The 23,703-nt window shown below is 37.9% G+C and carries 22 protein-coding genes; 18 read left to right on the plus strand and 4 right to left on the minus strand.

Annotated elements, in window-relative coordinates; all coding sequences use genetic code 11:
- The first annotated feature begins 233 nt into the window (after nt 1-233).
- The 3 genes from RM573_RS13500 to RM573_RS13510 all read left to right on the plus strand — a co-directional run bounded on the left by RM573_RS13500 (nt 234) and on the right by RM573_RS13510 (nt 5,020).
- Nucleotides 234-3,287, plus strand: coding sequence for a TonB-dependent receptor domain-containing protein (locus tag RM573_RS13500; RefSeq protein WP_311583049.1), 3,054 nt, complete (start codon nt 234-236; stop codon nt 3,285-3,287).
- A 76-nt stretch (nt 3,288-3,363) separates the two neighbouring features.
- Nucleotides 3,364-4,509 (plus strand): metallophosphoesterase, encoded by a 1,146-nt coding sequence (locus RM573_RS13505; RefSeq protein ID WP_311583052.1) that lies wholly within the window; start codon nt 3,364-3,366, stop codon nt 4,507-4,509.
- Nucleotides 4,510-4,660: 151 nt separating this feature from the next.
- Nucleotides 4,661-5,020, plus strand: coding sequence for a YbaN family protein (locus RM573_RS13510; RefSeq protein WP_311583055.1), 360 nt, complete (start codon nt 4,661-4,663; stop codon nt 5,018-5,020).
- A gap of 65 nt (nt 5,021-5,085) precedes the next feature.
- Here the strand turns inward: RM573_RS13510 and RM573_RS13515 are convergent, their stop codons facing one another.
- Nucleotides 5,086-5,679 carry a DUF4202 domain-containing protein gene (locus RM573_RS13515; protein ID WP_311583058.1) on the minus strand — a complete coding sequence of 198 codons (594 nt, stop codon included), beginning with the start codon at nt 5,677-5,679 and terminating at the stop codon, nt 5,086-5,088.
- A 259-nt stretch (nt 5,680-5,938) separates the two neighbouring features.
- Here RM573_RS13515 and pyrG point away from each other — a divergent pair, with 259 nt between their 5' ends.
- Nucleotides 5,939-7,576 carry a CTP synthase gene (gene pyrG, locus RM573_RS13520; protein ID WP_311583062.1) on the plus strand — a complete coding sequence of 546 codons (1,638 nt, stop codon included), beginning with the start codon at nt 5,939-5,941 and terminating at the stop codon, nt 7,574-7,576.
- Nucleotides 7,577-7,671: 95 nt separating this feature from the next.
- Complete coding sequence (gene eno / locus RM573_RS13525; RefSeq protein ID WP_311583064.1) at nt 7,672-8,970, plus strand: phosphopyruvate hydratase; 1,299 nt, start codon at nt 7,672-7,674, stop codon at nt 8,968-8,970.
- 229 nt (nt 8,971-9,199) lie between these two features.
- On the opposite strand, the gene RM573_RS13530 is transcribed toward eno, so the two are convergent.
- Complete coding sequence (locus tag RM573_RS13530; protein WP_311583067.1) at nt 9,200-10,099, minus strand: mechanosensitive ion channel family protein; 900 nt, start codon at nt 10,097-10,099, stop codon at nt 9,200-9,202.
- A gap of 207 nt (nt 10,100-10,306) precedes the next feature.
- Here RM573_RS13530 and RM573_RS13535 point away from each other — a divergent pair, with 207 nt between their 5' ends.
- The 10 genes from RM573_RS13535 (at nt 10,307) to rpoS (ending at nt 17,500) form a co-directional block, all read left to right on the plus strand.
- A complete protein-coding gene (locus tag RM573_RS13535; protein ID WP_311583070.1) occupies nt 10,307-10,936 on the plus strand; it encodes a hypothetical protein in 630 nt (209 codons plus the stop codon).
- Nucleotides 10,937-11,038: 102 nt separating this feature from the next.
- Nucleotides 11,039-11,332 (plus strand): cell division protein FtsB, encoded by a 294-nt coding sequence (gene ftsB, locus RM573_RS13540; protein ID WP_311583073.1) that lies wholly within the window; start codon nt 11,039-11,041, stop codon nt 11,330-11,332.
- 9 nt (nt 11,333-11,341) lie between these two features.
- Complete coding sequence (ispD, locus tag RM573_RS13545) at nt 11,342-12,067, plus strand: 2-C-methyl-D-erythritol 4-phosphate cytidylyltransferase (RefSeq protein ID WP_311583076.1); 726 nt, start codon at nt 11,342-11,344, stop codon at nt 12,065-12,067.
- A complete protein-coding gene (gene ispF / locus RM573_RS13550; protein WP_311583079.1) occupies nt 12,064-12,585 on the plus strand; it encodes a 2-C-methyl-D-erythritol 2,4-cyclodiphosphate synthase in 522 nt (173 codons plus the stop codon). Before ispD ends, ispF begins: the two co-directional genes overlap by 4 nt.
- A 1-nt stretch (nt 12,586) precedes the next feature.
- A complete protein-coding gene (gene truD / locus RM573_RS13555) occupies nt 12,587-13,636 on the plus strand; it encodes a tRNA pseudouridine(13) synthase TruD (RefSeq protein WP_311583082.1) in 1,050 nt (349 codons plus the stop codon).
- Between the two features lie 3 nt (nt 13,637-13,639).
- Nucleotides 13,640-14,392: a 5'/3'-nucleotidase SurE gene (gene surE / locus RM573_RS13560; RefSeq protein ID WP_311583086.1), complete on the plus strand. Its 753-nt coding sequence runs from the start codon at nt 13,640-13,642 to the stop codon at nt 14,390-14,392.
- A gap of 10 nt (nt 14,393-14,402) precedes the next feature.
- On the plus strand, nt 14,403-15,065 hold the full coding sequence (locus RM573_RS13565; RefSeq protein WP_311583092.1) for a protein-L-isoaspartate(D-aspartate) O-methyltransferase: 663 nt from the start codon (nt 14,403-14,405) through the stop codon (nt 15,063-15,065).
- Nucleotides 15,062-15,640 carry a YqaA family protein gene (locus RM573_RS13570; RefSeq protein WP_311583099.1) on the plus strand — a complete coding sequence of 193 codons (579 nt, stop codon included), beginning with the start codon at nt 15,062-15,064 and terminating at the stop codon, nt 15,638-15,640. Before RM573_RS13565 ends, RM573_RS13570 begins: the two co-directional genes overlap by 4 nt.
- A gap of 38 nt (nt 15,641-15,678) precedes the next feature.
- Nucleotides 15,679-16,500, plus strand: coding sequence for a peptidoglycan DD-metalloendopeptidase family protein (locus RM573_RS13575; protein ID WP_311583105.1), 822 nt, complete (start codon nt 15,679-15,681; stop codon nt 16,498-16,500).
- A gap of 79 nt (nt 16,501-16,579) precedes the next feature.
- Nucleotides 16,580-17,500: an RNA polymerase sigma factor RpoS gene (rpoS, locus tag RM573_RS13580; RefSeq protein ID WP_311583112.1), complete on the plus strand. Its 921-nt coding sequence runs from the start codon at nt 16,580-16,582 to the stop codon at nt 17,498-17,500.
- 108 nt (nt 17,501-17,608) lie between these two features.
- Here rpoS and mutS read toward each other — a convergent pair whose 3' ends face one another.
- Entirely contained in the window at nt 17,609-20,161 is a 2,553-nt protein-coding gene (gene mutS, locus RM573_RS13585) for a DNA mismatch repair protein MutS (RefSeq protein WP_311583455.1), read from the minus strand.
- A gap of 457 nt (nt 20,162-20,618) precedes the next feature.
- Between mutS and RM573_RS13590 the strand changes: the two genes are divergently transcribed.
- Together RM573_RS13590 and RM573_RS13595 are read left to right on the plus strand one after the other, a co-directional pair.
- Nucleotides 20,619-20,834 carry a hypothetical protein gene (locus RM573_RS13590; RefSeq protein ID WP_311583118.1) on the plus strand — a complete coding sequence of 72 codons (216 nt, stop codon included), beginning with the start codon at nt 20,619-20,621 and terminating at the stop codon, nt 20,832-20,834.
- A 3-nt stretch (nt 20,835-20,837) separates the two neighbouring features.
- The gene (locus RM573_RS13595) at nt 20,838-21,134 is read left to right on the plus strand and encodes a hypothetical protein (RefSeq protein ID WP_311583121.1); all 297 of its coding nucleotides are present in this window, start codon (nt 20,838-20,840) and stop codon (nt 21,132-21,134) included.
- A 659-nt stretch (nt 21,135-21,793) separates the two neighbouring features.
- Here RM573_RS13595 and RM573_RS13600 read toward each other — a convergent pair.
- On the minus strand, nt 21,794-22,642 hold the full coding sequence (locus tag RM573_RS13600) for a LysR family transcriptional regulator (RefSeq protein WP_311583127.1): 849 nt from the start codon (nt 22,640-22,642) through the stop codon (nt 21,794-21,796).
- Nucleotides 22,643-22,792: 150 nt separating this feature from the next.
- On the opposite strand from RM573_RS13600, the gene rimK reads away from it, so the two are divergent.
- Entirely contained in the window at nt 22,793-23,698 is a 906-nt protein-coding gene (rimK, locus tag RM573_RS13605; RefSeq protein WP_311583133.1) for a 30S ribosomal protein S6--L-glutamate ligase, read from the plus strand.
- Nucleotides 23,699-23,703: the final 5 nt, after the last annotated feature.

The raw sequence follows: 23,703 nt of genomic DNA on the forward strand, positions 1-23,703 counted from the left end.
TTGATTTTGTTGATTAAAAATCAAATAGATATTGAATAGATATATAAAAGAGTTCCCACCGATTGTACTTTATCACGATTTTACTTAGAAAAGTCATTGTCAATAATTTACTTATTGCTCAGTACTGATTCGAAAGTGTCATTGATCTGTCTATGAATTGATATTTCTCGAAAAAGTTGTAGATAAAAACATTATAAAAAATGCCAAAGTGCAAAACATGAATGGGAAACATAATGAATAAATCACTTATCACGGTTGCTGTACAAACCGCAATTATAAGTTCAGCAATGACAATGTCGGCAACGACCTTTGCTAATAATGCACAGGCCGTTAACGAAATATCACGACAAGCTCAAGCATCATCAACCCCTGTTGAAAATGTACAAAAAGAAGAGACCACAGAAAAAATTACGGTGACAGGATCTCGCTTAAGACGTGATAGTTTTAGCGTGGCAACACCATTAGCTATTATGAGTAAAGATGGTATTGAAGATACGGGCTTAGGTTCATTGTCAGAAATTTTAGTGGACGAATTACCACAAATTTCAGAAAGCAGCAGTAATACGAATACTCAATCAAATATTACCGCTACTGGCCTTTCAACCATCAACTTGCGTAACTTGGGTTCGAGTAGAACGCTAACATTAATCGATGGTCGCCGTGTCGTTTCAAATAGTCATGGCAGTAACTCGGTAAGTTTGTCTACTATTCCAACGGGTATGGTGCAAAGGGTTGAAGTGATCACCGGTGGCGCGTCAGCCGCTTATGGCTCAGATGCTATCGCGGGTGTCGTTAATATTATCACTCAACAAGACAAAGAAGGTTTTGAATTTAAAGCACGCGGCGGTGAAAGCCTTGAAGGCGGTGCCAAAGAGTTTTCTTTAGACTTTAGCTACGGCACTGAATTTGCTAATGGTCGAGGTTATATTTATGCCAGTTCTTCTTATGATAAACAATACGGACTCACTTACGCAGATCGCAAAAGAGCGCAGCAACAAGAATCACATTTTTATGATGACGAAAGAATGTGTAACGCGATGATCACTTCCGCTGAACCTAAAGACGGTCAATGTATGAGAGACATTTCACCTGCTGACTGGCGTGGATTAAATGACGCAATACCAGGCGGGGTTTTTCATGAAGGTTCAGGCAGTGTTGGTGGTTTTTGGTATGACGGACAAACCTTACGTGATGATTGGGTAGAAGAGCAATACGGAATTGATACCGATCAGTTTGTGCAACTTAAGGTGCCTGATGAGGGATTAAATACGGCGATTAAAATAGATTTCGAATTAACCGATGACATTTCTTTTTATGCGCAAGTTCAACACAGCTTAAATAAATCCTTTAATAATAAAGCGCCAGAAAGCGAAGATGAAAGTGATAAAGTGATTACTTTTGATGCCACGACTGGCGAATTTGGTGAAGTGGTTATGGGGCGTATTTCTCGAGATAACCCTTATGTGCCAGCTGAAATAGCCGCTGGCGGTGGAAGCACCATCAAATGGGATAGAAATTTTGCTGAAGTTGGCCAAATTTTTACTGACAATGAACGTAACACAATTCGTTCTTGGGCCGGTTTACAAGGGACTGTATTTGATGGCGATTGGGATTGGGATGTCTCTGTAGGTTACGGCCGATTTACCCAAGAACAATTACGCGGTAATGAAATCAACACCATTAAAGCGGCTTATGCTTTAGATGCTGAATATGCCGAAGATGGGGTCACTATTCAATGTGCTGACGAACAAGCAAGGGCAAACGGTTGTTTACCGATGAATTTATTTGGCGAAGGCTCTATTACTCCTGAAGTTGCCGATTATATTCGTGCCAACCCAACCATTGATACCACCGTTGAGCAATTAACGATCACAGGTTATATGGCGGGTGATTTATTTGAAATGCCAGCAGGACCAGTGGCCACCGCTTTTGGGTTTGAATGGCGTGAAGATTCACAAGATGTTAAAACCGGTGGTGGTGCAACTGAAGGTGGCATTACGTTCAATTACGTTCCTCAATATTCTGGTGAAGTAACCGTTAAAGAAGTTTTTGCTGAAGCGGCTTTTCCATTATTGAAAAACGTTGCTGGCGCTAAAAGCTTAACCGCTGAAGTGTCGGCACGTTTTGCTGATTATAGTTGGTCAGGAACAGATTTAGTTGAAAGTTACAAAACAGGCTTAGTATGGGAAATCGTTGAAGGTTATGCTATTCGTGCAAATTGGGCGAGAGCACAACGCGCGCCTTCTATTGACGATTTATTATCGCCACCGGCCGGCGATTATGACTCTTTCACGGATATTTGTTACGGCACAACCGCAACTTCGACTGACGAAGGACATGATAATTGTCGTAAAGAACCTTCGATAGCAGCTGCTATCTTAGTTGATGGTGAATTTGATGAAAGTGATAATAATTACTCGCCAAGTGTTGGCAATGAAAATCTGATAGAAGAAAGTGCAGACACCTTTACCCTTGGGGTAACCTTAGCACCTGCATTTGCTGAAGGTTTACGTATTGCTGTTGATTATTACGATATTGCCATTGAAGATGCTTTATCGAGTTATTCAAATGAAGACATCATGAGATATTGTTATGACTCTTCATTAGCTTGGGATGAAAAAAATGGCAGCAACTCATTTTGTAATGACTTAAAACGTGATGAAGACGGTGCATTAATTGAAATCATGCAACGAAATTATAACGTGGATGAAATAAGCACAAGCGGAGTTGATTTCGCTTTAGAATATGCCTACGACTTAAATGAAAATGGCCGTATCAAGTTTAAAACTGATTGGACGCATGTTATCGATTGGGAAAAAACCGTACAATCGCCAGACGGTTTAGAAACCACTGATTATGTAGGCTATTACAACGAAGATATTTTTGATACACAAGGCTCTGCTTCATTAACTTGGTATAAAGATGCGTGGCGAGTGCGTTGGAGTACAAAATATAAAGCAGCTATTACCGTGGATAAAGATGACAAAGAAAGCTGGCTTGATGATATGGCTGCTAATGATGAAAATTGTGCAGCAGGAAGTGCAGATTGTATCGAAAATCCAGAAGCTTTAGCATTTAACGAAATAGCCTCTTACGTAAAGCATAGCATTTCTGTTTCTTATACTATGGATACTGACAGTGGAGCAGAAGTTCGATTGTCGGGTGGTATAAATAACATATTTAATAACCAAGGCTCGTTTAGCTTAAGTGGCCGAGGTCATTATTATAGTGGTTATGGTAGTAGTGTTGGTCGTTTTGCCTATTTAGGTGCAGAAGTTAAGTTTTAACTTGTTTTAGGTTAAATAGACACAAGGAAGTGTCGTAAATTCAAAGGGATTGTATAACAGTGATTTGGATTGTTTTATGTTATTTAAAAAATATTTTCTATGGATGTTGCATACGGTTATTTCGTTGAGCCTACTTATTAGTTGTCGCGCTGAAAATCTCGAACCGTCACAAACAAAAGTAGGAAGAAATACTGAGCCTTTACTAGAAAAACAGTTCAACGACGGACCTTATATTTTTAATACGCCTGAAAAGTTGCAAGCATTTTGGTTATGTAATGGAAAAATTGAAAATCTGACGGTAGAGAATCAATTTATTGAAAATGCGCACCATAAACAATTGTTCCATCATTGTGCTACAGATGTGGTGATTGACAGAATTCATTTTAAAGAACAGTCAGTATTAACCTATCAAGGTAAATTTAACGTAGTCGCTACAAGTGATTTTCATGGTCAATATGGCGTAATGAATACCTTGTTAACGAACAACCGAGTGATTGATGCAGAAGGTCACTGGGCATTTGGAAATGGCCATTTTGTTATTACCGGAGATGTATTTGATCGTGGTGATAAAGTGACTGAAATATTATGGTTTTTATATCGTTTAGAAAAAGAAGCGGAACTTGCAGGTGGTAAGTTACATTTATTATTGGGCAACCATGAAGTCATGGTTTTAAATGGCGATTTACGTTATTTACATCCTAAATATGTTGAAGTAGCTGAAAAACTCAATCAACCGTTTGAAAAGCTCTATGGTAAAGGGACCGTGTTAGGCGATTGGTTACGTACAAAACCCGTCTTAGTAAAAATTAATAATATGTTATTTGCTCATGGCGGATTTCATCCTTCACTTGCTAAAGAAAAAAGATCTTTAACAGCGATTAACCAAGTATTTAAGGATAATCTGGTTATGGATGAATTATCGACTCCACGTGATGGCTGGGGGGAGTATTTACATAAATCTGACGGGCCTATTTGGTATCGTGGTTACTTTAAAGACAATGGTGCTAGTCCGCAAGAAATTGATTTGTTACTTGCACATTTCGACATAGATTATTTAGTCGTTGGTCATACATCGCAAAAACAAGTCGAAACAAGGCATCAAGGTAAAGTTATCGCGATAGACTCAAGTATAAAGAAAGGCAAATATGGCGAATTATTGTTTGTTGCGGGTGACAAAAAATGGCGTGGTGCATTAACAGGTGAAAAACTGCCGTTACATTAAACATCTAGCAAAAACGAGAAATACATAAAAAATACCAATCACATAAATACACGGTGTAAAACGAAATGTTTTTTGGCCGGTAAACTCATTTGTACTTGCCTTAGCTAAGCGATAAAATATACCCGTGTATGATTGATTGAGTTAAGGTGACATGTTTTTAAGGGTTGTCGGTATCTTTTTTGTTGGCTTAGCAGGATTAGGTGTTGTCCTACCTGTTTTACCCACAACACCATTTTTATTGGTAGCGGCGGGATGCTTTGCTAAGTCATCGCCGCACTTACACCAAAAACTTCTGAATAATAAAACCTTTGGTCCAATGATTTTTCATTGGCAAGAATCGCGTTCAATTCCCAAACGAGCAAAAATTGTTTCGCTGATAACTATGGTATTAGGTGTCAGTTATTCTTGTTGGTTGTTAGACAGTCATTATCTTCGCATCTTTGTGGTGATACTTGTCGCATTTCCTTTTATTTTTGTTGCCCGTTTGCCTTTGGCAAAAGGAGAGAATTAATAACGCTTTACGAACGCTTGGTATGCATTCTCTTAAGTTTTTATTAGCAATTACTCATCGCCTTATTAAGCCAAAGCTTTATTAACTAATGCCGCTAAATGATCAGGCAAGGTTAACGACAGCGCAATTTCATGGCCTCTTTCTGACATTTTTTTCCACGTTAATTGCACGATACGGATGATTTTCTCTTCATTATTAACTGCGGTATATTTGGCGGCAAATTCATCGAAATAATATTGTAGAAACACTAAGCAAGCGACATCTTCTAAAGTTTGACTATCAGGGTTTGTTTTTAATTTTTCTTTACGAATGATACAAGCCGTTTTTTCAGCTGATTCTTCATCATAGCCATTTTCGAGCATCAACTGTTTAGTAGTTTCTGCATGAAACTTACCTAATTCTTTTCGCCATGTTAAATACCCTTGTTTACCCGTAGGATATTCAGCGCGTTGCAAATGCCAACGTTTAATGTGTTGTGCTCTAACCGCAATTTGTAGGTGTTCATTTGAATTTGGCCAATACTGATTTAAACAAGCCGACATGTATTGGCCATAAATTAATTCTTTTGGCTGTTGTTGATTATTAATAACAGTGAAATTGGGATCTTCTTGGTTAATCGCGTCAATGGCGGCTATAACCTTTTGCAATGGCGTAGTCATAAGAGTGAGTTTTTACATGAGGTGATAATAATATAGTAATGACTTTAATGGTTTTTTCAATGATCTTACTTAATTAAAATCGCACGAAATCATTGCAAAATAATTGTGCAGATTGATCGTCAGATCGTATTGTCGTTTTGCCCTATATTAAGTATAATGTTTTCCCGTCCTGTTAGTGAGGTGTGTTTATCTTAAACAACGCTAAACTAACATAACAAGTTTATATAAAAATTCTGTTTCCCCTGACATTTGGTATCACATGACAACTAGATATATTTTTGTAACCGGTGGCGTTGTATCGTCTCTTGGTAAAGGTATTGCTGCTGCATCACTTGCGGCAATTCTCGAAGCTCGTGGCCTTAAGGTTACTATGCTTAAACTTGACCCCTATATAAATGTTGACCCAGGCACCATGAGCCCTATTCAACATGGTGAAGTATTTGTTACTGAAGATGGTGCTGAAACAGATCTAGATTTAGGTCATTACGAACGTTTTATTCGTACCAAAATGACTAAGTTAAATAACTTTACTTCTGGCCGTATTTATCAAGATATTTTAGCACGCGAGCGAAAAGGTGAATTTTTGGGGGCAACTATTCAAGTTATTCCTCATATTACTAATGATATTAAACGTCGTGTTGTTGAAGGTGCCGAGGGTTACGACATCGCCATGGTAGAAATAGGCGGAACCGTTGGTGATATGGAATCACAGCCATTTATGGAAGCGATTCGTCAATTAGCGTTAGAAGTTGGTCGTGATCGTGCCATGTTTATGCATTTAACTTTAGTGCCTTTCTTGGCTGCCGCAGGTGAAATCAAAACGAAACCAACGCAACATTCAGTAAAAGATTTACGTTCGATTGGTATTTTGCCAGACATTTTAGTGTGTCGTTCAGACCGCGTGATCCCTAACGCTGAACGAGGAAAAATAGCATTATTTACTAACGTAGAAGAAAAAGCCGTCGTATCGATGCGTGATGTTGACAGCATTTATAAAATTCCAGCGATGTTAAAATCGCAAGGGACGGATGAAATTGTTGTGAAACGTTTTGGTTTAGATGTACCTGAAGCTGATTTATCTGAATGGGAAAAAGTGCTCTACCAAGAAGCTAACCCTAAGGGTGAAATTACTATTGGTATGGTTGGTAAATACATTGAACTTCCAGATGCTTATAAGTCAGTAAATGAAGCACTAAAACACGCTGGTTTGAAAAACCAGGTTGCGGTAAATATTAAATATGTTGATTCTCAAGATATTGAAGTAAAAGGTGTTGGACTCTTAGATGAACTAGACGCGATACTTGTTCCAGGTGGTTTTGGCGAACGTGGTGTCGAAGGTAAAATTTTAGCCGCACAATATGCCCGTGAAAATAAAGTCCCTTATTTAGGTATTTGTTTAGGCATGCAAGTCGCGTTAATTGAATATGCACGAAACGTGGCAGGATTAACCGATGCACACAGTACCGAATTTAAAGCGGATACACCGCATCCCGTTGTTGGTTTAATTAATGAATGGTTAGATGAAGAAGGCCAAATCGAATACCGCTGTGAAAATTCTGATTTAGGTGGAACCATGCGTTTAGGTTCGCAGTTGTGTCACATTGTGAAAGGTACCCATGCGTATAACGTATATGGTAGTGAAACAATTTATGAGAGACACCGCCATCGTTTTGAGGTAAATAATAACTACCGTGAGCAATTAAGTAACGCTGGCTTAGTATTCTCCGGTTTATCTACGGATAAAACCTTAGTTGAGGTGATTGAGATCCCAGATCATCCTTGGTTTATTGCTGGGCAATTCCATCCTGAGTTTAATTCAACTCCTCGCGATGGACACCCATTATTTGAAAGTTTTGTTGCTGCCTCGTTTGAACATCAAAAACAGCAATCAAACTAAAATAAAAATAACTAAAACCGTAGCCTAGAGCTACGGTTTTCATTTTTAGAGTTAATTTAGAAGTTTACGTAAACGTAACGTTTAAAGGAAATATAATGTCAAATATTAGTAAAATTATTGCACGTGAAATCATGGATTCTCGTGGTAACCCGACAATAGAAGCCGATGTATATTTAGAGTCAGGTGCATGGGGCCGCGCTGCTGCTCCTTCAGGTGCATCAACGGGTTCACGTGAAGCACTAGAATTACGTGATGGTGATAAAGCACGTTATTTAGGTAAAGGTGTTTTAAAAGCGGTTGCCGCAGTTAATGACAGCATTGCGCCTGCGTTAATTGGTCAAGATGCCCTAGCTCAAGCTAAAGTAGATCAGATCATGATCGATTTAGATGGCACAGAAAATAAAGAAAAGTTTGGTGCTAACGCTATTTTAGCGGTTTCTTTAGCGGTAGCTAAAGCAGCAGCAAACGCTAAGCACGTACAGTTATTCGAACATATCGCTGACTTAAACGGCACATCTGGTGTTTACTCTTTACCTTTACCAATGATGAATATTATCAATGGTGGTGAACACGCTGATAATAATGTTGATATACAAGAGTTTATGATCCAACCTGTTGGTGCTGATAGTTTTAAAGAAGCATTACGTATGGGCGCTGAAATTTTCCACGCACTTAAGAAAGTATTATCAGCAAAAGGCATGAACACAGCGGTTGGTGATGAAGGTGGTTTTGCACCGAACTTAGAATCTAACGCTGATGCATTAGCGGTGATCAAAGAAGCAGTTGAAGCAGCGGGTTACGTATTAGGTAAAGACGTAACGTTAGCGATGGATTGTGCAGCTTCTGAATTTTACGATGCAGACAAAGGTATTTACGACTTAACGGGTGAAGGCAAACAATTCACCGCGAATGAATTCTCTGACTTCTTAGCAACACTTTGTGAACAGTACCCAATTGTTTCAATTGAAGATGGCTTAGACGAGTCAGATTGGGATGGTTTTGCTTACCAAACTAAATTAATTGGTGACAAAGTTCAAATCGTGGGTGATGACTTATTCGTGACCAACACTAAGATTTTAGCCCGTGGTATTGAGCAAGGTATTGGTAACTCTATCTTAATCAAATTCAACCAAATTGGATCTCTAACTGAAACGTTAGCGGCTATTAAAATGGCTAAAGATGCTGGCTTTACTGCTGTTATCTCTCATCGTTCAGGCGAGACAGAAGATGCCACTATTGCGGATTTAGCGGTTGGTACTGCTGCTGGCCAAATTAAGACAGGTTCTTTATGTCGTTCTGATCGTGTGTCTAAGTACAACCAGTTATTACGTATTGAAGAATTCTTAGGTGACAAAGCCATATTTAACGGCCTATCAGAAGTTAAAGGCCAGTAACGGATAAATTATTGCTAATTCATCTTATAGCTGCATTGCTCATACTCACTGACTATCGTCAGCTCCGTGTGAGCGCTTTGCTCTAAAACGAATTATCTTCAATTTATATCATTACAGTTGATGCTGTAAAATAAAAAAACCACTCATTTGAGTGGTTTTTTGTTTTCTAAATCAATGAAATAATAGGAACGAGAGTACTAGTTCATTTTCCGATTTACTTCATGCTTTTCTAACTATCATTCGCAATTAAATGTACATCTCGTTGTGGGAATGGAATTTCTATATTCGCGGCTTGTAGAGCTGAATATATTGCCTTGTTTGCACTGTATTTCGACGCATAAAGGTTTTCGGTTGGCGTCCAAATACGTAGATCAATATTGATTGAACTGTCAGCAAATTCACCAATTCCTATTTGCGGCTCTCTTGAACTACTGGCAATTTTTAGATCTTTAATAACGTCTTCAAGTAATGCAATGGTTTTAATCGGATCTTCTTTATAAGCAATACCTATGGTTAATTCTAATAATGAGTCACCATTGGAGTTCGACAGTATTTCACCAACAATATGTTTATTTGGGATGGTGATTTTTACATTATCTTCATCATATAAAATGGTGTAGGCCAATAAAACTTCTGTCACGATTCCTGTTCTACCTTGCACTGTAATCGTATCGCCAACCACGAAAGGCCTAATTAATATAATATTAAAACCAGCAGCGTAATTCGCTAATAGGCCTTGTAATGCTAAACCAGCACCTAGAGAAACAGCACCTATTGCGGCGATAAATGGGGTAACACTAATGCCTAATTTTCCAAGTGCCATAATGCTGATCATAATAACAATCAGCATTTTAGTGGTATTTGATAAAAAATGGCTTAACGTAGTATCAAGGTTATGACGTTGGCATAAGCGCAAAACAAAGTTAGCGATTTTACCCGCAACAATGTAACCGAGAATAAAAATGATAAGGGCGCCAATTAACTGAAAGCTATAATTGGAGAAAAAATCGATAATAAGATTGTAAAAATAACTTACTTGGTCTATCTCATCTTTTAATAAGGCGGCAGGATCTAAAGATTTGGCGTTTAAGGTTTTATTTGCCGTTTCACTCTCTGTTTCACTAAACATTGACAGTATTGCTCTATTTTTTGAGGATTTACGATATAGTGTATTGTTTTTTTTAAACAATGCTAAGGGGAATTTGAATTTCAGTAACTTTTTTGTTGATAAATGACTTTAAGACTTGCTTTGATAAACTTCTTTGGTGAATTTTAATAGACAATGCAGTATGCTTAAGCCTTAGGCAATAAGCTAATAAAAAATAACCAATATTTTATGACTGAGCAAGTTTCACTATGGCAAGATGATACCAAAACAGCAGACTTTGCTGAGCTTTGTAATGCCTTATATGAACGTGAAATTATGCTTTTAGCTCATAGTGAAATTCACTCTTTGCAAGTTTTTCAAGGACGTTTAAAAAGTTTACCCTATTATATTAAACGAACCGCTCATTTAATGTTTCAAGCAAAAACTCCCCTGACTATTGATGTGCAAAATGCCAGTTGGTCGGCAAAGCAGGCCGGACATATGCCGCTTAACGGTCAAGATATTGACAGCGTGAACCAATGGTATTTATCGACTGAATTAACGCATGGCTTAGTGATCCCAATAGAGCATGAATCATTTATTGTTTTAGACTCCATTGATCGTATCGATAAAAATAACAATAGAATTAGAACCAATGTTCATGGCTGGTTTTACCTTGACAAAAATCATGAACAAAATAACCAATCTCTTCAAACAAACCGGCTGTTAAAACCGAATAAACGAGTAATGACAGCAGCTTGTACGGGCCATAGCTGGGTGAATGATCAAAAAGTAAACCCGCATATGCCAACCCTGCGAGAATTATTACTTTCATGTGCAATTAATTGGCGAAACTTCAAGCAACCCGCTCATGTTTAGGATCTTGAAATACAATAAAGCGTGATTTGTATTTACACCAGCGAGTAGCCTTTTATAATAGCCTTTTAATCTATCGTTTTTAAAAGATCTATTTTCAATAATATGCGCGTTATTACTATTGTATTGCTGATATTTTTAGTGTTATTACAATACCGACTGTGGTTCGGAAAAAATAGTGTGCCCGATTACTTATCGCTTGAAGATGAAGTTGCTCGACAAAAGATAGATAACGACAAATTACGTCAACGAAATAAATTACTCTATGCCGATACCGATGATTTAAAGTCTGGCAGTGACGCGATTGAAGAACGTGCTCGAAATGAATTAGGCATGATTAAAAGCGGAGAAACATTCTTTCGCATTATTCCCAATAAAAAAAAGCATAAAAAGGGTTAACACGACAATATGCCTTCTAAGAAAATTCCTTTGGTTGTTGTCGTTCCCGCGGCAGGGGTTGGCAAACGCATGAAGGCCAATTGTCCCAAGCAATATTTAAAAATAAATCAAAAAAGCATTTTAGAACATACTGTTTCGCGTTTATCTTCACACCCAATGATTAAAAAGATTATTATTGCGCTGAGTCATGAGGATGAATACTTTTCAGAAACTAGGCTCTCAGAAAATAGCAAGGTTATGGTTGTTGATGGTGGCAAAGAGCGGGTTGATTCTGTTTTAGCTGGTTTAGCGGTGATTGACCCGCATGAATTTCCTTGGGTATTAGTGCACGACGCGGCTCGCCCTTGTTTAACGTTAAATGATTTAAATCATTTAATTGAAGCTTGTTTGTCGAATGATAAAGGCGGTATTTTAGCTAGCCCTGTGCGAGATACCATGAAACAAGGCTGCAATGGTGTTATTGAACAAACGATCGACCGTGAAAATCTCTGGCATGCATTAACCCCTCAAATGTATCCAACGCTTCAATTAAAAGCCGCGATAGAACGAGCACTTTCAGCTCAGGCGATCATTACCGATGAGGCCTCTGCCATTGAGTTTACCGGTGAAGTAAGCCAATTGATCTCCAGCAGTAGTGAAAATATAAAAATTACCCAACCCGATGATTTAGCTTTAGCAGAATTTATTTTGAATAAGCAATCGAAAGACAACCAAAATATACAGGAAATGCAATGAGAATAGGTCATGGTTTTGATGTCCATAAATTTGGTGGGCAAGGTCCTATTGTTTTAGCCGGCGTAGAAATTCCTTTCGACTATGGTTTTATTGCTCATTCAGACGGAGATGTTGCTATTCACGCCTTATGCGATGCCATATTAGGCGCGTTGTGTTTAGCCGATATCGGTAATCATTTTCCTGATACCGATGGTCAATATGAAAATATTTCTAGTCGAATTTTACTACGGCATGTAGTTGGATTAATGGAAGAAAAAGGTTATGAACTTGGCAACGCTGATATCACAATTGTGGCGCAAGCCCCTAAAATAGCGCCACACCTTTTCGCCATGCGAACTTGTTTAGCGGAAGATTTACATTGCAACTTAGATCAAATAAACGTGAAAGCAACTACCACTGAAAAATTAGGTTATGTCGGCAAAAAACAAGGTATCTCGGTGCATGCGGTTGTGTTATTGACAGAAAATAAATTATCAAACGAAAAGACTGAAAATGGTCATGTTAAGGTGAGTCAATAAGATGTTACCGACTTTTGATTATCTTTATGGCAAACCAACTGTCACGGGTGATTTACGTAGCAGTGAAAGCGACTTCAAAGTCTTTGAACAGCTACCTTTCTCTCCATGTGGGGAAGGTGAGCATTTATTTATACATCTTAGAAAAACAGGGCAAAATACAGGATTTGTCGCCAAACAATTAGCCAAATATTTTTCCGTAAAAGAAAACCTCGTCAGTTATGCTGGGCTTAAGGATCGTTTTGCGGTTACCGAACAATGGTTTGGTATTCATCTTCCAGGAAAACAAGCATTCGACTTATCTGATTTATCTATTGATGGCGTAGAAATTATTGACTATGCCCGACATAATAAAAAGCTTCGCATCGGCTCGTTAAGTGGTAATCGTTTCGAAATCACCTTAAGAAATGTCTCAGATATTAATGAATTACAACGCCGGTGGCATGCTGTTACGGCATTTGGTGTACCAAATTATTTTGGTGAACAACGCTTTGGTATTGATGGCGGAAATATTGAAAGAGCAATCGCTTTGTTTGCGGGGCAAAAAGTAAAAGATAAGAAAAAACGGGGCATGTATCTTTCAGCCGCCCGTTCGCTGCTTTTTAATCACATTATTGCAAAGCGTATTGAAAACAATACTTTTGATAAACTGCAAACGGGTGATGTATTAATGCTTGCTGGTAGCCAATCGGTTTTTTTACTTGAAGCTATTGATGACATTATTGAACAACGTTTTATCGAAAAAGATGTTGATATCACTGCGCCATTATGGGGAACAGGGCAGTTAATGACGTCTGGAAATCCTTATACATTGGAAGAATCATTGCTTGAAAGTCATGCTGACTTTTGTCACGGACTAGCGAAATTTGGTTTGAAACAAGAAAGACGACGTATTCGCTTATTAGCAAAAGATGGCGCAATCACAACTAATGAAGCGGAAAAATGTGCCACGTTAACATTTACTTTGGCGGCAGGTTGTTTTGCTACCACGATATTAAGAGAGTTACTTGTTTATAAAGATTTAACTGCACGAGTTGGCTCACGCATTGGATAAATTATGAGAATATTATTAAGTAATGATGACGGTGTGCATGCACCAGGCATCAAAGTGTTATATCAAGAGCTAAGTAAATTTGCAGATGTAACCGTGGTTGCACCTGACAGAAACTGTAGCGGTGCAAGTAACTCATTGACGTTAATGAACCCATTGCGTGCAGAAAAATTAGACAATGGTTTTATTTCTGTGAATGGCACACCCACAGACTCCGTTCATTTAGCAATCAGCCAACTGATGGATCCATTACCTGATTTAGTGGTAGCAGGTATAAACCGCGGGGCTAATTTAGGTGATGATACCTTGTACTCTGGAACTGTCGCGGCCGCAACTGAAGGTCGACATATGGGGATGCCAGCAGTCGCAGTATCTTTAGCAGGTAAAGATGAAAGTTATTATCAAACAGCGGCTATTGTGGCGGCTAAATTTATTCAGCGATTAAAATTACACCCTTTACCGAGTGATCAAATAATCAATATTAATGTCCCCAATATTACTCTTGAAGCACTCAAAGGAGTGAAAGTGACTCGCTTAGGGCATCGTCATAAAGCCGAAACTATGAGATCCACTCAAGATCCTTGGAAAAGAGATATTTATTGGTATGGCTCTTTAGGTGCCGAATTAGATGCCGGTGAGGGCACTGATTTTCATGCGATAAGTGAAGGTTATGCCTCTATCACTCCGTTAACTATCGATATGACAGCCTATAAAAGCATGGCAACAATTACAGAATGGATCAGCGATTTTACAATATGAGAATAATAAAATGAATGTCAGAGTAGGAAGTCGTACCGGCGGAAAATCAACCCGCAGTGGAGAAATACTGGCACAAAAGTTATATGCTGAAGGCATTGTTAACCAACAAGTTTTGCAAGCTATCGCTCGTAGTCCAAGACATGTGTTTATCCCCGAAATACTGGCGCATAAAGCATATGATAATACGGCATTGCCGATTGGCCAGGGACAAACCATCTCTCAGCCTTACATTGTTGCGAAAATGTCAGAGTTATTATTAGCTGATGGCACGCCAGAAAGTATCCTTGAAATTGGCACAGGCTCAGGTTATCAAACCTCTATATTGGCGCAATTAACCCCAAAAGTCTTTTCTGTTGAACGAATAAAATCATTACAGTTTCAAGCAAAGCGTCGCTTGCAAGCCATGGACTTACATAATATTTCAATGAAACATGGTGACGGATGGCAAGGGTGGAAATCTAAAGCACCGTTTCAAGCGATCATCGTCACTGCCGCTCCTTCTGATATACCAAAAGCTTTGCTAGAACAACTTGCTGATGGAGGACGTTTAGTCATTCCAGTGGGTGAAGAAACGCAAATATTAAAAATTATTACTCGTCGTGGCGATAATTATGACGAACGTCAAATTGAAGCTGTTCGTTTTGTTCCTCTAGTTCCTGGAGCCGTGCAATGAAAATATTTTCTTGGCTATACGAATGGACATTAAAATGGGCGGAGCATAAATTAGCCCCTAAAATATTGGCGATACTCACCTTTGCTGAATCGGTATTTTTTCCTATTCCACCAGATGTTTTGTTAGCTCCTATGGTTTTAGCTAAGCCTAAGAAAGCTTGGTTATATGCAAGTATTACTACTATAGCGTCAGTATTTGGTGGTATTGCGGGATATGCACTGGGGTTTTATATGTTTGAACCTTGGATACAACCGTTAATCACTGAATGGGGTAAACAAGCAACCTTCGATCAAGCGGTGCTTTGGTTTAATGATTGGGGTGTTTGGGTGGTATTTATAGCGGGCTTTTCACCTGTGCCTTATAAAGTATTCACTGTCAGCGCCGGCTTTTTACAAATGGCTTTTTTACCTTTTCTTTTGGTTTCTGCTATTGGTCGTGGCATGCGCTTTTTTTTAGTGGCAGGAGTGATACATTATGGCGGCGAACGTATGGAAAAAAGTTTACGAAAGTGGGTTGATGTTTTAGGCTGGTTGGTTGTTGGCTTAATTGTTATTTTGTATTTTATATTACGATAAATAGTGATTATCAAGAAAACAAAGGGTTAAGGGGATACGTGTTTTTTAGAATAGTTATTCTAATGTTGATTTTGTTTATTGTTGGTTGTTCTTCAAGACATACGCCTGCCCCTGTAGTTGACGTAAATGCACAATTACCGCTAAGTAAAAAAATTAAAAACAGCTTAAAAGCTACTGAATATATAGTTAAAAAAGGTGAAACTTTATATTCTATCTCTTGGCGAGCGGGCTTAGACGTTAGAACGATAGCACAACTAAATAATATTCCTGCGCCTTATCAAATATTTCCCGGACAAAAAATATTTTTGTCTCCTAGATTAGCTAAAGCTAGTAAAAATAAACCCTCCCGTGAAAGTATACAAAAACAACCTCAAATAGTGGTAAAAAAACCTATTGCAACAAATAAAAAGCAGGAGTATGGTGAAGTTACGAGAGGGCAAAAAATAGTCAAAAAGCCTTTAAGTAAAAAAGGTTCATTCTCACAAAAAGTAAAACGTTGGGTGTGGCCTGTAAATGGTAAAATTATTGCTAAATTTTCAACGAGAAAACAAGGTAATAAAGGAATAGACATCGCAGGTAGCCGTAATGAACCGGTAAAAGCAGCAGCTGATGGCAGGGTGGTTTATGCTGGTGATGTGTTAAGAGGATATGGCAAGTTAGTTATTGTTAAACATAACGATGATTATTTAAGCGCTTATGCTCATAACGATCACATTTTGGTCAAGGAACAGCAAGCTGTAAAAGCCGGGCAAGTTATAGCAAAGATGGGTGATACTGACGCGGAAAGAGTCATGCTTCATTTTGAAGTTCGCTTTCGTGGAAAATCTGTTAATCCGTTAAAATACCTTCCGAGAAGATAACAACAATACTATTAATAATTGGAGCTAACGTGAATATTTAATCAGTAATTTCAGCTTTGCTAATGACGGGAGAAATGGCATGGGCATAGAAAAAGAACTAAAAAAAGTTAAAGCAACTATCGAAAAAAAGGATGTTGATACTAAAATTCAGGATGATGCGCCATCAAACTTAGATGCAACTCAGTTGTACCTAGGTGAAATTGGTTTTTCTCCACTCTTAACTGCAGAAGAAGAAGTATACTTTTCTCGTCTTGCCTTAAAAGGTGACGAACCCTCAAGAAAACGTATGATTGAGAGTAATCTACGTTTAGTCGTAAAAATTGCACGTCGTTATAATAATCGAGGCTTACCCTTATTAGACCTTATTGAAGAAGGTAATTTAGGCTTAATTCGCGCGGTTGAAAAATTTGACCCTGAACGCGGCTTTCGATTCTCAACCTACGCAACCTGGTGGATACGTCAAACCATTGAACGTGCCATTATGAATCAAACACGCACGATTCGATTACCCATCCATGTTGTTAAAGAATTAAATATATATTTGCGTACTGCACGCGAGTTAGTACAAAAACTCGATCATGAACCTACCGCTGAAGATATTGCACAAGAGCTTGATGTGCCTGTTGAAAGTGTCACAAAAATGCTGCGATTAAATGAACGTATCGCATCGGTTGATACGCCTTTTGGCGGTGAGTCAGATAAAGTATTGCTTGATGTGATCCCTGATGAAAAAGCAAGAGGCCCAGAAGGTAATTTACAAAACGACGATATTAAAAATAATATTGTTCATTGGTTAAATGAGTTGAACTCTAAACAGCGAGAGGTACTAGCAAGACGCTTTGGCTTACTCGGTTATGAAGCTGCAACATTAGAAGATGTTGGTGTTGAAATTGGTTTAACTAGAGAGCGCGTTCGCCAAATACAAGTAGAAGCGTTAAAACGTTTACGTGATATTCTAAGCGCACAAGACTTATCAATTGAGGCCTTGTTTCAAGCTTAGATAAATCAATGTTTGAAAAATATCGATAGTAAAACAACCATTAAAATAAGAAAAACCAGCTAAAAGCTGGTTTTTTTGTACTTTCTTTTTAGCAGTATGGATACATACTTATAGTTTTTCTTTTAGTTGAAAAAGTAAATCAAGTGCTTGTTTAGGGCTTAACTCATTCACATCTATCGCATTTAAATCATTGATCACAGGATGGTTATTATCTATTAATGCCAATTGTTCAAACGCTTGTTCAGCAGGCGAAATTGACGGTGCTTGTTGGTTTTCAAGCTCAGTCAAACGTTGTTTTGCGCGTTGAATAACGGCTCTGGGTACACCCGCTAACTGCGCGACTTGCAAGCCAAAACTTTTACTTGCAGCACCTTCTTGCACGGCATGCATGAAAATAATTTTTTCTCCATGCTCTAAGGCGTCTAAATGTACATTGGCTAAGCTATCTATTTGCTCAGCCAATAACGTCAGCTCAAAATAATGACTGGCAAAAAGAGTGAAAGCTTTCGTTTTAAGTGCGAGCATCTCAGCACAAGCCCAAGCTAATGAAAGCCCATCGTAAGTGCTTGTTCCACGGCCAATTTCATCTAATAGTACTAAACTTTTGTTGGTCGCATTATGTAAAATATTAGCGGTTTCAGTCATTTCAACCATAAAGGTTGAACGGCCACTCGCGAGATCATCAGACGCGCCAATACGGGTAAAAATTCTATCTACTAAGCCTATTTTTGCCGCACTTGCTGGTACATAACAACCAATGTGAGCAAGCAAAACAATTAATGCCGTTTGTCGCATATAAGTAGATTTCCCCCCCATATTTGGCCCAGTGATGATCAACATTTTTCGCTGTTCTGTTAATACAACTGGGTTGGCGATAAAAGCCTCTTCTGTCATTTGCTCCACCACAGGGTGGCGACCCGCTTCTATATCTATGCCGCTTTCTATCACTAATTCGGGCTTCACATAGTTTAGGGTTTCAGCACGTTCAGCAAAGGTATTTAACACATCTAATTGCGCAATTGATTGTGCCAAGTTTTGCAGCTTTTCTAAGTGAGGGAGCACTTGATCAAATAGTTCATCATACAGGCGTTTTTCAAGCGCTAAAAATTTACTTTGCGCCGTTAACACTTTTTCTTCATGTTGCTTTAATTCATTGGTAATAAAACGCTCGTTATTTTTTAACGTTTGTCGACGAATATAATCATCAGGAACTTGGTGAGAGCTACTGCGGCTTATTTCAATATAAAAACCATGTACCTTGTTATAACCAACTTTTAAGGTTTGAATACCCGTTCTTTCTTTTTCACGGGCTTCTAGTTGTGCTAAAAATTCTGTTGCACCGTCACTTAAGTCACGTAGCGTATCAAGCTCGCTATGATATCCCTTTGCAATGACGCCACCATCTCTAATAAGCACAGGCGGATTTTCAACAATGGCTTCGTCTAGTAAATCTGCTAGTGTATCTATCGGCAAAGTATGTTTGGCTAAGGTTGCTAAATGCTGGTTATCGCGACTTTGGATAAGTGCTTGTAAATGAGGAAGTTGAAATAAAGCATTTCTTAGTCGGGCAAAATCTCTAGGGCGTGCTGAACGTAAAGCAATGCGAGCGACAATTCTTTCAATATCACCAATTTGTTTAAGTTGTTGAAACAATTCTTCTTGCATATCGCGAGATAAAATTTCAGCAATCGCATTTTGGCGAGCGTTTAACGCTGTTAAATCGCGTAAAGGAAAATGTATCCATCGTTTCAATAATCGAGAGCCCATGGCGGTGGCTGATTTATCAAGAATAGCCGCTAAAGTATTTTCGCTCGTGCCTTGTAAGTTTTTCGTTAATTCTAAATTGCGTCTAGTTGCGGCATCTAAAATCACACCTGATTGGGCCGATTCAGCGATAATAGAGCGGATGTGAGGCAAAGCACTACGTTGTGCATCTTGAACATATTGCATTAAACAACCGGCAGCACATAAACCAATATGTTGTTCATCAATACCAAAGCCTGATAATTCTTTAGTACCAAATTGCTTATTTAAAATGGTATGAGCCGTTTGTATATCAAACTCCCAATCGGGTCGACGACGTAAGCCTTTCATTCCATCAATCACAGAAAATGCATCAAAAGTTTCTGGGTATAAAAGCTCTGCTGGAGATAGTCGCTGTAATTCTGCTTGAAGTTGTTCACGAGTTGTTGGTTGGCAAACGACAAAGCGACCACTGGTCATATCAAGGTAAGCTAAGCCAAAACCTTCTTTGTTTTCATAAATAGAAACCAATAAGTTATCTTGTTTGTCTGTTAATAACGCTTCATCACTGACCGTGCCGGGGGTGACAATTCGCATTACTTTTCGCTCTACAGGCCCTTTACTGGTTGCGGGATCGCCGACTTGCTCGCATATTGCAACAGACTCACCTAATTGAACTAACTTTGCCAAATAATTTTCGACAGCATGATAAGGCACGCCAGCCATTGGAATAGCGTTGCCGCCTGTTTTTCCACGTGCGGTCAGTGATATATCTAATAAATCTGCGGCTTTTTTTGCATCATCAAAGAATAATTCATAAAAATCCCCCATACGATAAAAAACAAGAATATTAGGGAATTCCGCCTTTATAGTTAAGTATTGGCGCATCATAGGGGTGTGTTGTGATAAATCTGTCATGTTTTTATTGTGCTTTTTATTTAAATTTGAATGACTCAAACCAACGCCGTTTAAGTTAGTGAAAATAGAACGTTCGAAATCGCTCGAATGTTCGTTAAGGTAAAATACTAACGTCGATTTTTTTTATTGTCGTTGTCAATTAATGTTTAAAGATAAGTCCTTATCTTTGGGACTTTCTTAGTGTCTCTTAATGATACTGATATAAAAATATTTCTGCTATGGCAATCGGTGCGAATAGTAAAATAAATTAACTTCAAGGTTACATAAACTAATCAGATTACTTTTCGGATCTCGGCGCAATATTAAGTAAGCTTTTAAGTAATAAATTAAATCCCCCTCTATTGTTCAATCAATTTTTTTGATTGATAAAACGAAAATATTTCGCTTTTCTATTTTATATTTTCGGCACATTATTTACTCGAAAATCCAATGATGATTATTTTTATAAGGTAAAGAAATGATTATTGATACATATGATGAAACAGAAACAATCAATGACGAATTCGACTCAGGTATTGCAGGTTATGAAATTGCTTATAGTTCTACACAAAAAACTATGACAAGAAAATCTGCCAAGCAAAGGGATCGTATTAGACAGCGATTAGATTCGTTATGTGAAGCAAAAGTGCTTAATAAACAACTAAATTCGTTTAGTGACTATTGGGATATGTAACCTATGTTTAACACAAGAGTAATAGCGATGAAGAAAATATTAGTAGTGATAGCGGCGTTATTTGTTCCGTTAAATTTTGCCAACAGTGAAGAAATGGAATTATCGCAATTAGTTGCCGACACCGATTATGTTATTAGTTTACTGATGCAATGTAAAAAAGATGCGGAAGAAGATGAAATTGCTGAAATTGATATGAATGATTACTTAATTACTTGTATTAATGATGAGTTAGAGATGAGTGATTATCAACCTATTAGCGTATTACCTAAGGTTGACGATATTCCTATTAACGTTAACTAACTCAGTCTTTTAGGAACGTTTTACTTAACTCAAATTTTTTAGCTCATTTTAAAATAATAACTATTTAACTTAGTAAATAGTTGTTTAAATCAACAAAGTGGGCTGACTAATTTGAGTTACTTTATTTCAAGAATAACTTTCGGCTTAATCAAGGTTTCATCTTAAAAGCTCAACATGAGAATTTGATAAAAGTTGGCTAATACAAATAATATTTGTCGGCATAAAAAGTCGCAACTGTGACAAAGTCATTGTAGTCATAATGAATAAATTTACTTTTGATTATTGCTAAATATATCGGTGATTAAGGTGTTTTCAAATCAAGCAATAATTTAATGGTTTTGTTCACTAACTTAAGAGCTAAGTGTCAGCTAATTCTTACAGTTTAAATGATTAATCAGAAGGGTATAGCGTAAAGCATTGTAATTTATTGTTTTATTAGTTGGTATATAGTGCAATAAAAGGTTTAAACAATAAATCTAATCATATCAATCACTCATCTTTGCTTTTGGGGGCATTGATTAAAAAGGCCCATATAATGAAATTTAAATTTTTTCAAACCGTACTTGCTAGCCTATTACTTGTTTCGAGCAGTCTTATTAGTATAGCTAATGCCAGATTGTTAACCATCAACACAAGCATGTATTAAAATGAAATCTTGCCTAAATAGAAACAGACGGAAATAGCTGTAACACATCTTCAATGATTTCTTTCTTTTGACTTTTAGCTAAATACGCGGCAAAAATCTCCCTTGAATAAACGGGAGCATCTTCTACTAAAAACAATTTATTACGTGCGATATATTCAAAGGTCATCTGTCTTGGCAGATAAGCACTGCCACCGGCATCTAACAAAAAATTGAGGGCAATTCTGGGTTGGCTCATATGATGTTTTGCCGGTGGTGCGTCTTGAAATTCTCGTAAGTGTTGAGCATTTACTGCTTCACCGTAATCTACCATAATGTAGTTATCTAAGGAGAATGGCTCTTTCTTTTCATTCGGCTCTGTAGTCACTAAATGTAAAGGCACTGAAGCGACTTTTTCGGTGATTAAATCTTCAACAAAAGGCTGTTCAAATAAAAATGCAATATCAATCACTCGACTTAAAATGCCTTTTCTTAATTCATTGGGCGAATAGGTATTTGTTAATAAGTTAATTTCGTCGAAATTACGATGAATTTTTTTTAGCCAATCTTGTAAGACAATATCCCAAATCGACATCATCGAGCCAATCACCAGCTGGTGCGCACCACTGTCCGCTAAACCAACATCTTGTTTCGTTTTTTGCCACATGAAAATCATTTCATTGGCGTGCTTGATCAGCCTGTTTCCTTCCGAGGTTAACTTTAAATGCTTTTGACTACGGTCGAATAATAAGACGCCTAAATCTTCCTCAAGTAGTTTTATTCGAGCGCTCACGGCCGACTGTGTAATGTATAGATTTTCTGAGGCAATTCTAAAGTGAAGTGTTCTACTGACTTCTAAAAAGGTTTTTAATAACTCTATTTTCATAAATTATCCGAAAACGCTTCTAATCAATTTTTTTGATTGAACCCATAAAAATATAGCGTTTTAATGTTTGAATTCTTCACTATACACTCACCTTAAATATTTACACCTTTTAAATTATTAAAAGGTTCAAGTGGAAGGTAAGGAATTATTATGAAAGTGGCTATTTTATCAAGAAATGAAAATTTATATTCAACTCGTCGCTTAAAAGAAGCCGGCGAAGCACTCGGGCATGAGGTTGATATTATCGATACCTTGCATTGTTATATGGATATCACTAGTGCTCGTTCTCGCGTACGCTATCATGGGAAAGAGTTACCAATGTACGATGCCATTATCCCACGTATTGGTGCTTCAGTGACATTTTATGGTACTGCGGTTGCAAGACAGTTTGAAATGATGGGTACCTTTAATATCAATGAGTCTGTTGCTATTAGTCGATCGCGCGATAAATTACGTTCGTTGCAGCTATTATCAAGAAAAGGCATTGGTTTGCCCCGTACCGGTTTTGCTAGCAAGCCTGATAATATTAAAGACTTGATTAAAAATGTTGGTGGTGCTCCTGTGGTGATTAAATTGCTAGAAGGCACTCAAGGCATTGGTGTGGTTTTGGCTGATACCGCTAAAGCCGCTGAATCAATTATCGAAGCATTTATGGGCTTGAAAGCAAACATTTTAGTGCAAGAGTTTGTTAAAGAAGCAGGCGGCGCAGATATTCGTTGTTTAGTGATCGGTGGTAAAGTTGTCGCGGCCATGAAACGTCAAGGTGCAGAAGGAGAGTTTCGTTCTAACCTACATCGTGGTGGCTCTGCTGAAATAGTGAAATTATCAAAAGAAGAACGTGAAACTGCGGTAAACGCTGCTAAAGCGATGGGTTTAAATATGTGTGGTGTTGATTTGTTACGTTCGCAAAGTGGCCCTATGGTGATGGAAGTTAATTCATCTCCTGGTTTAGAAGGAATTGAAAAAGCAACAGGTAAAGACGTTGCAAGTATGGTTTTTCAGTTTTTAGAAAAAAACGCTAAACCCAATAAAACGCAAACACGCGGTAATGGTTAACTTTA

It is taken from the genome of Thalassotalea castellviae (assembly GCF_031846185.1).
Taxonomy (GTDB): Bacteria; Pseudomonadota; Gammaproteobacteria; order Enterobacterales; family Alteromonadaceae; genus Thalassotalea_H; species Thalassotalea_H castellviae.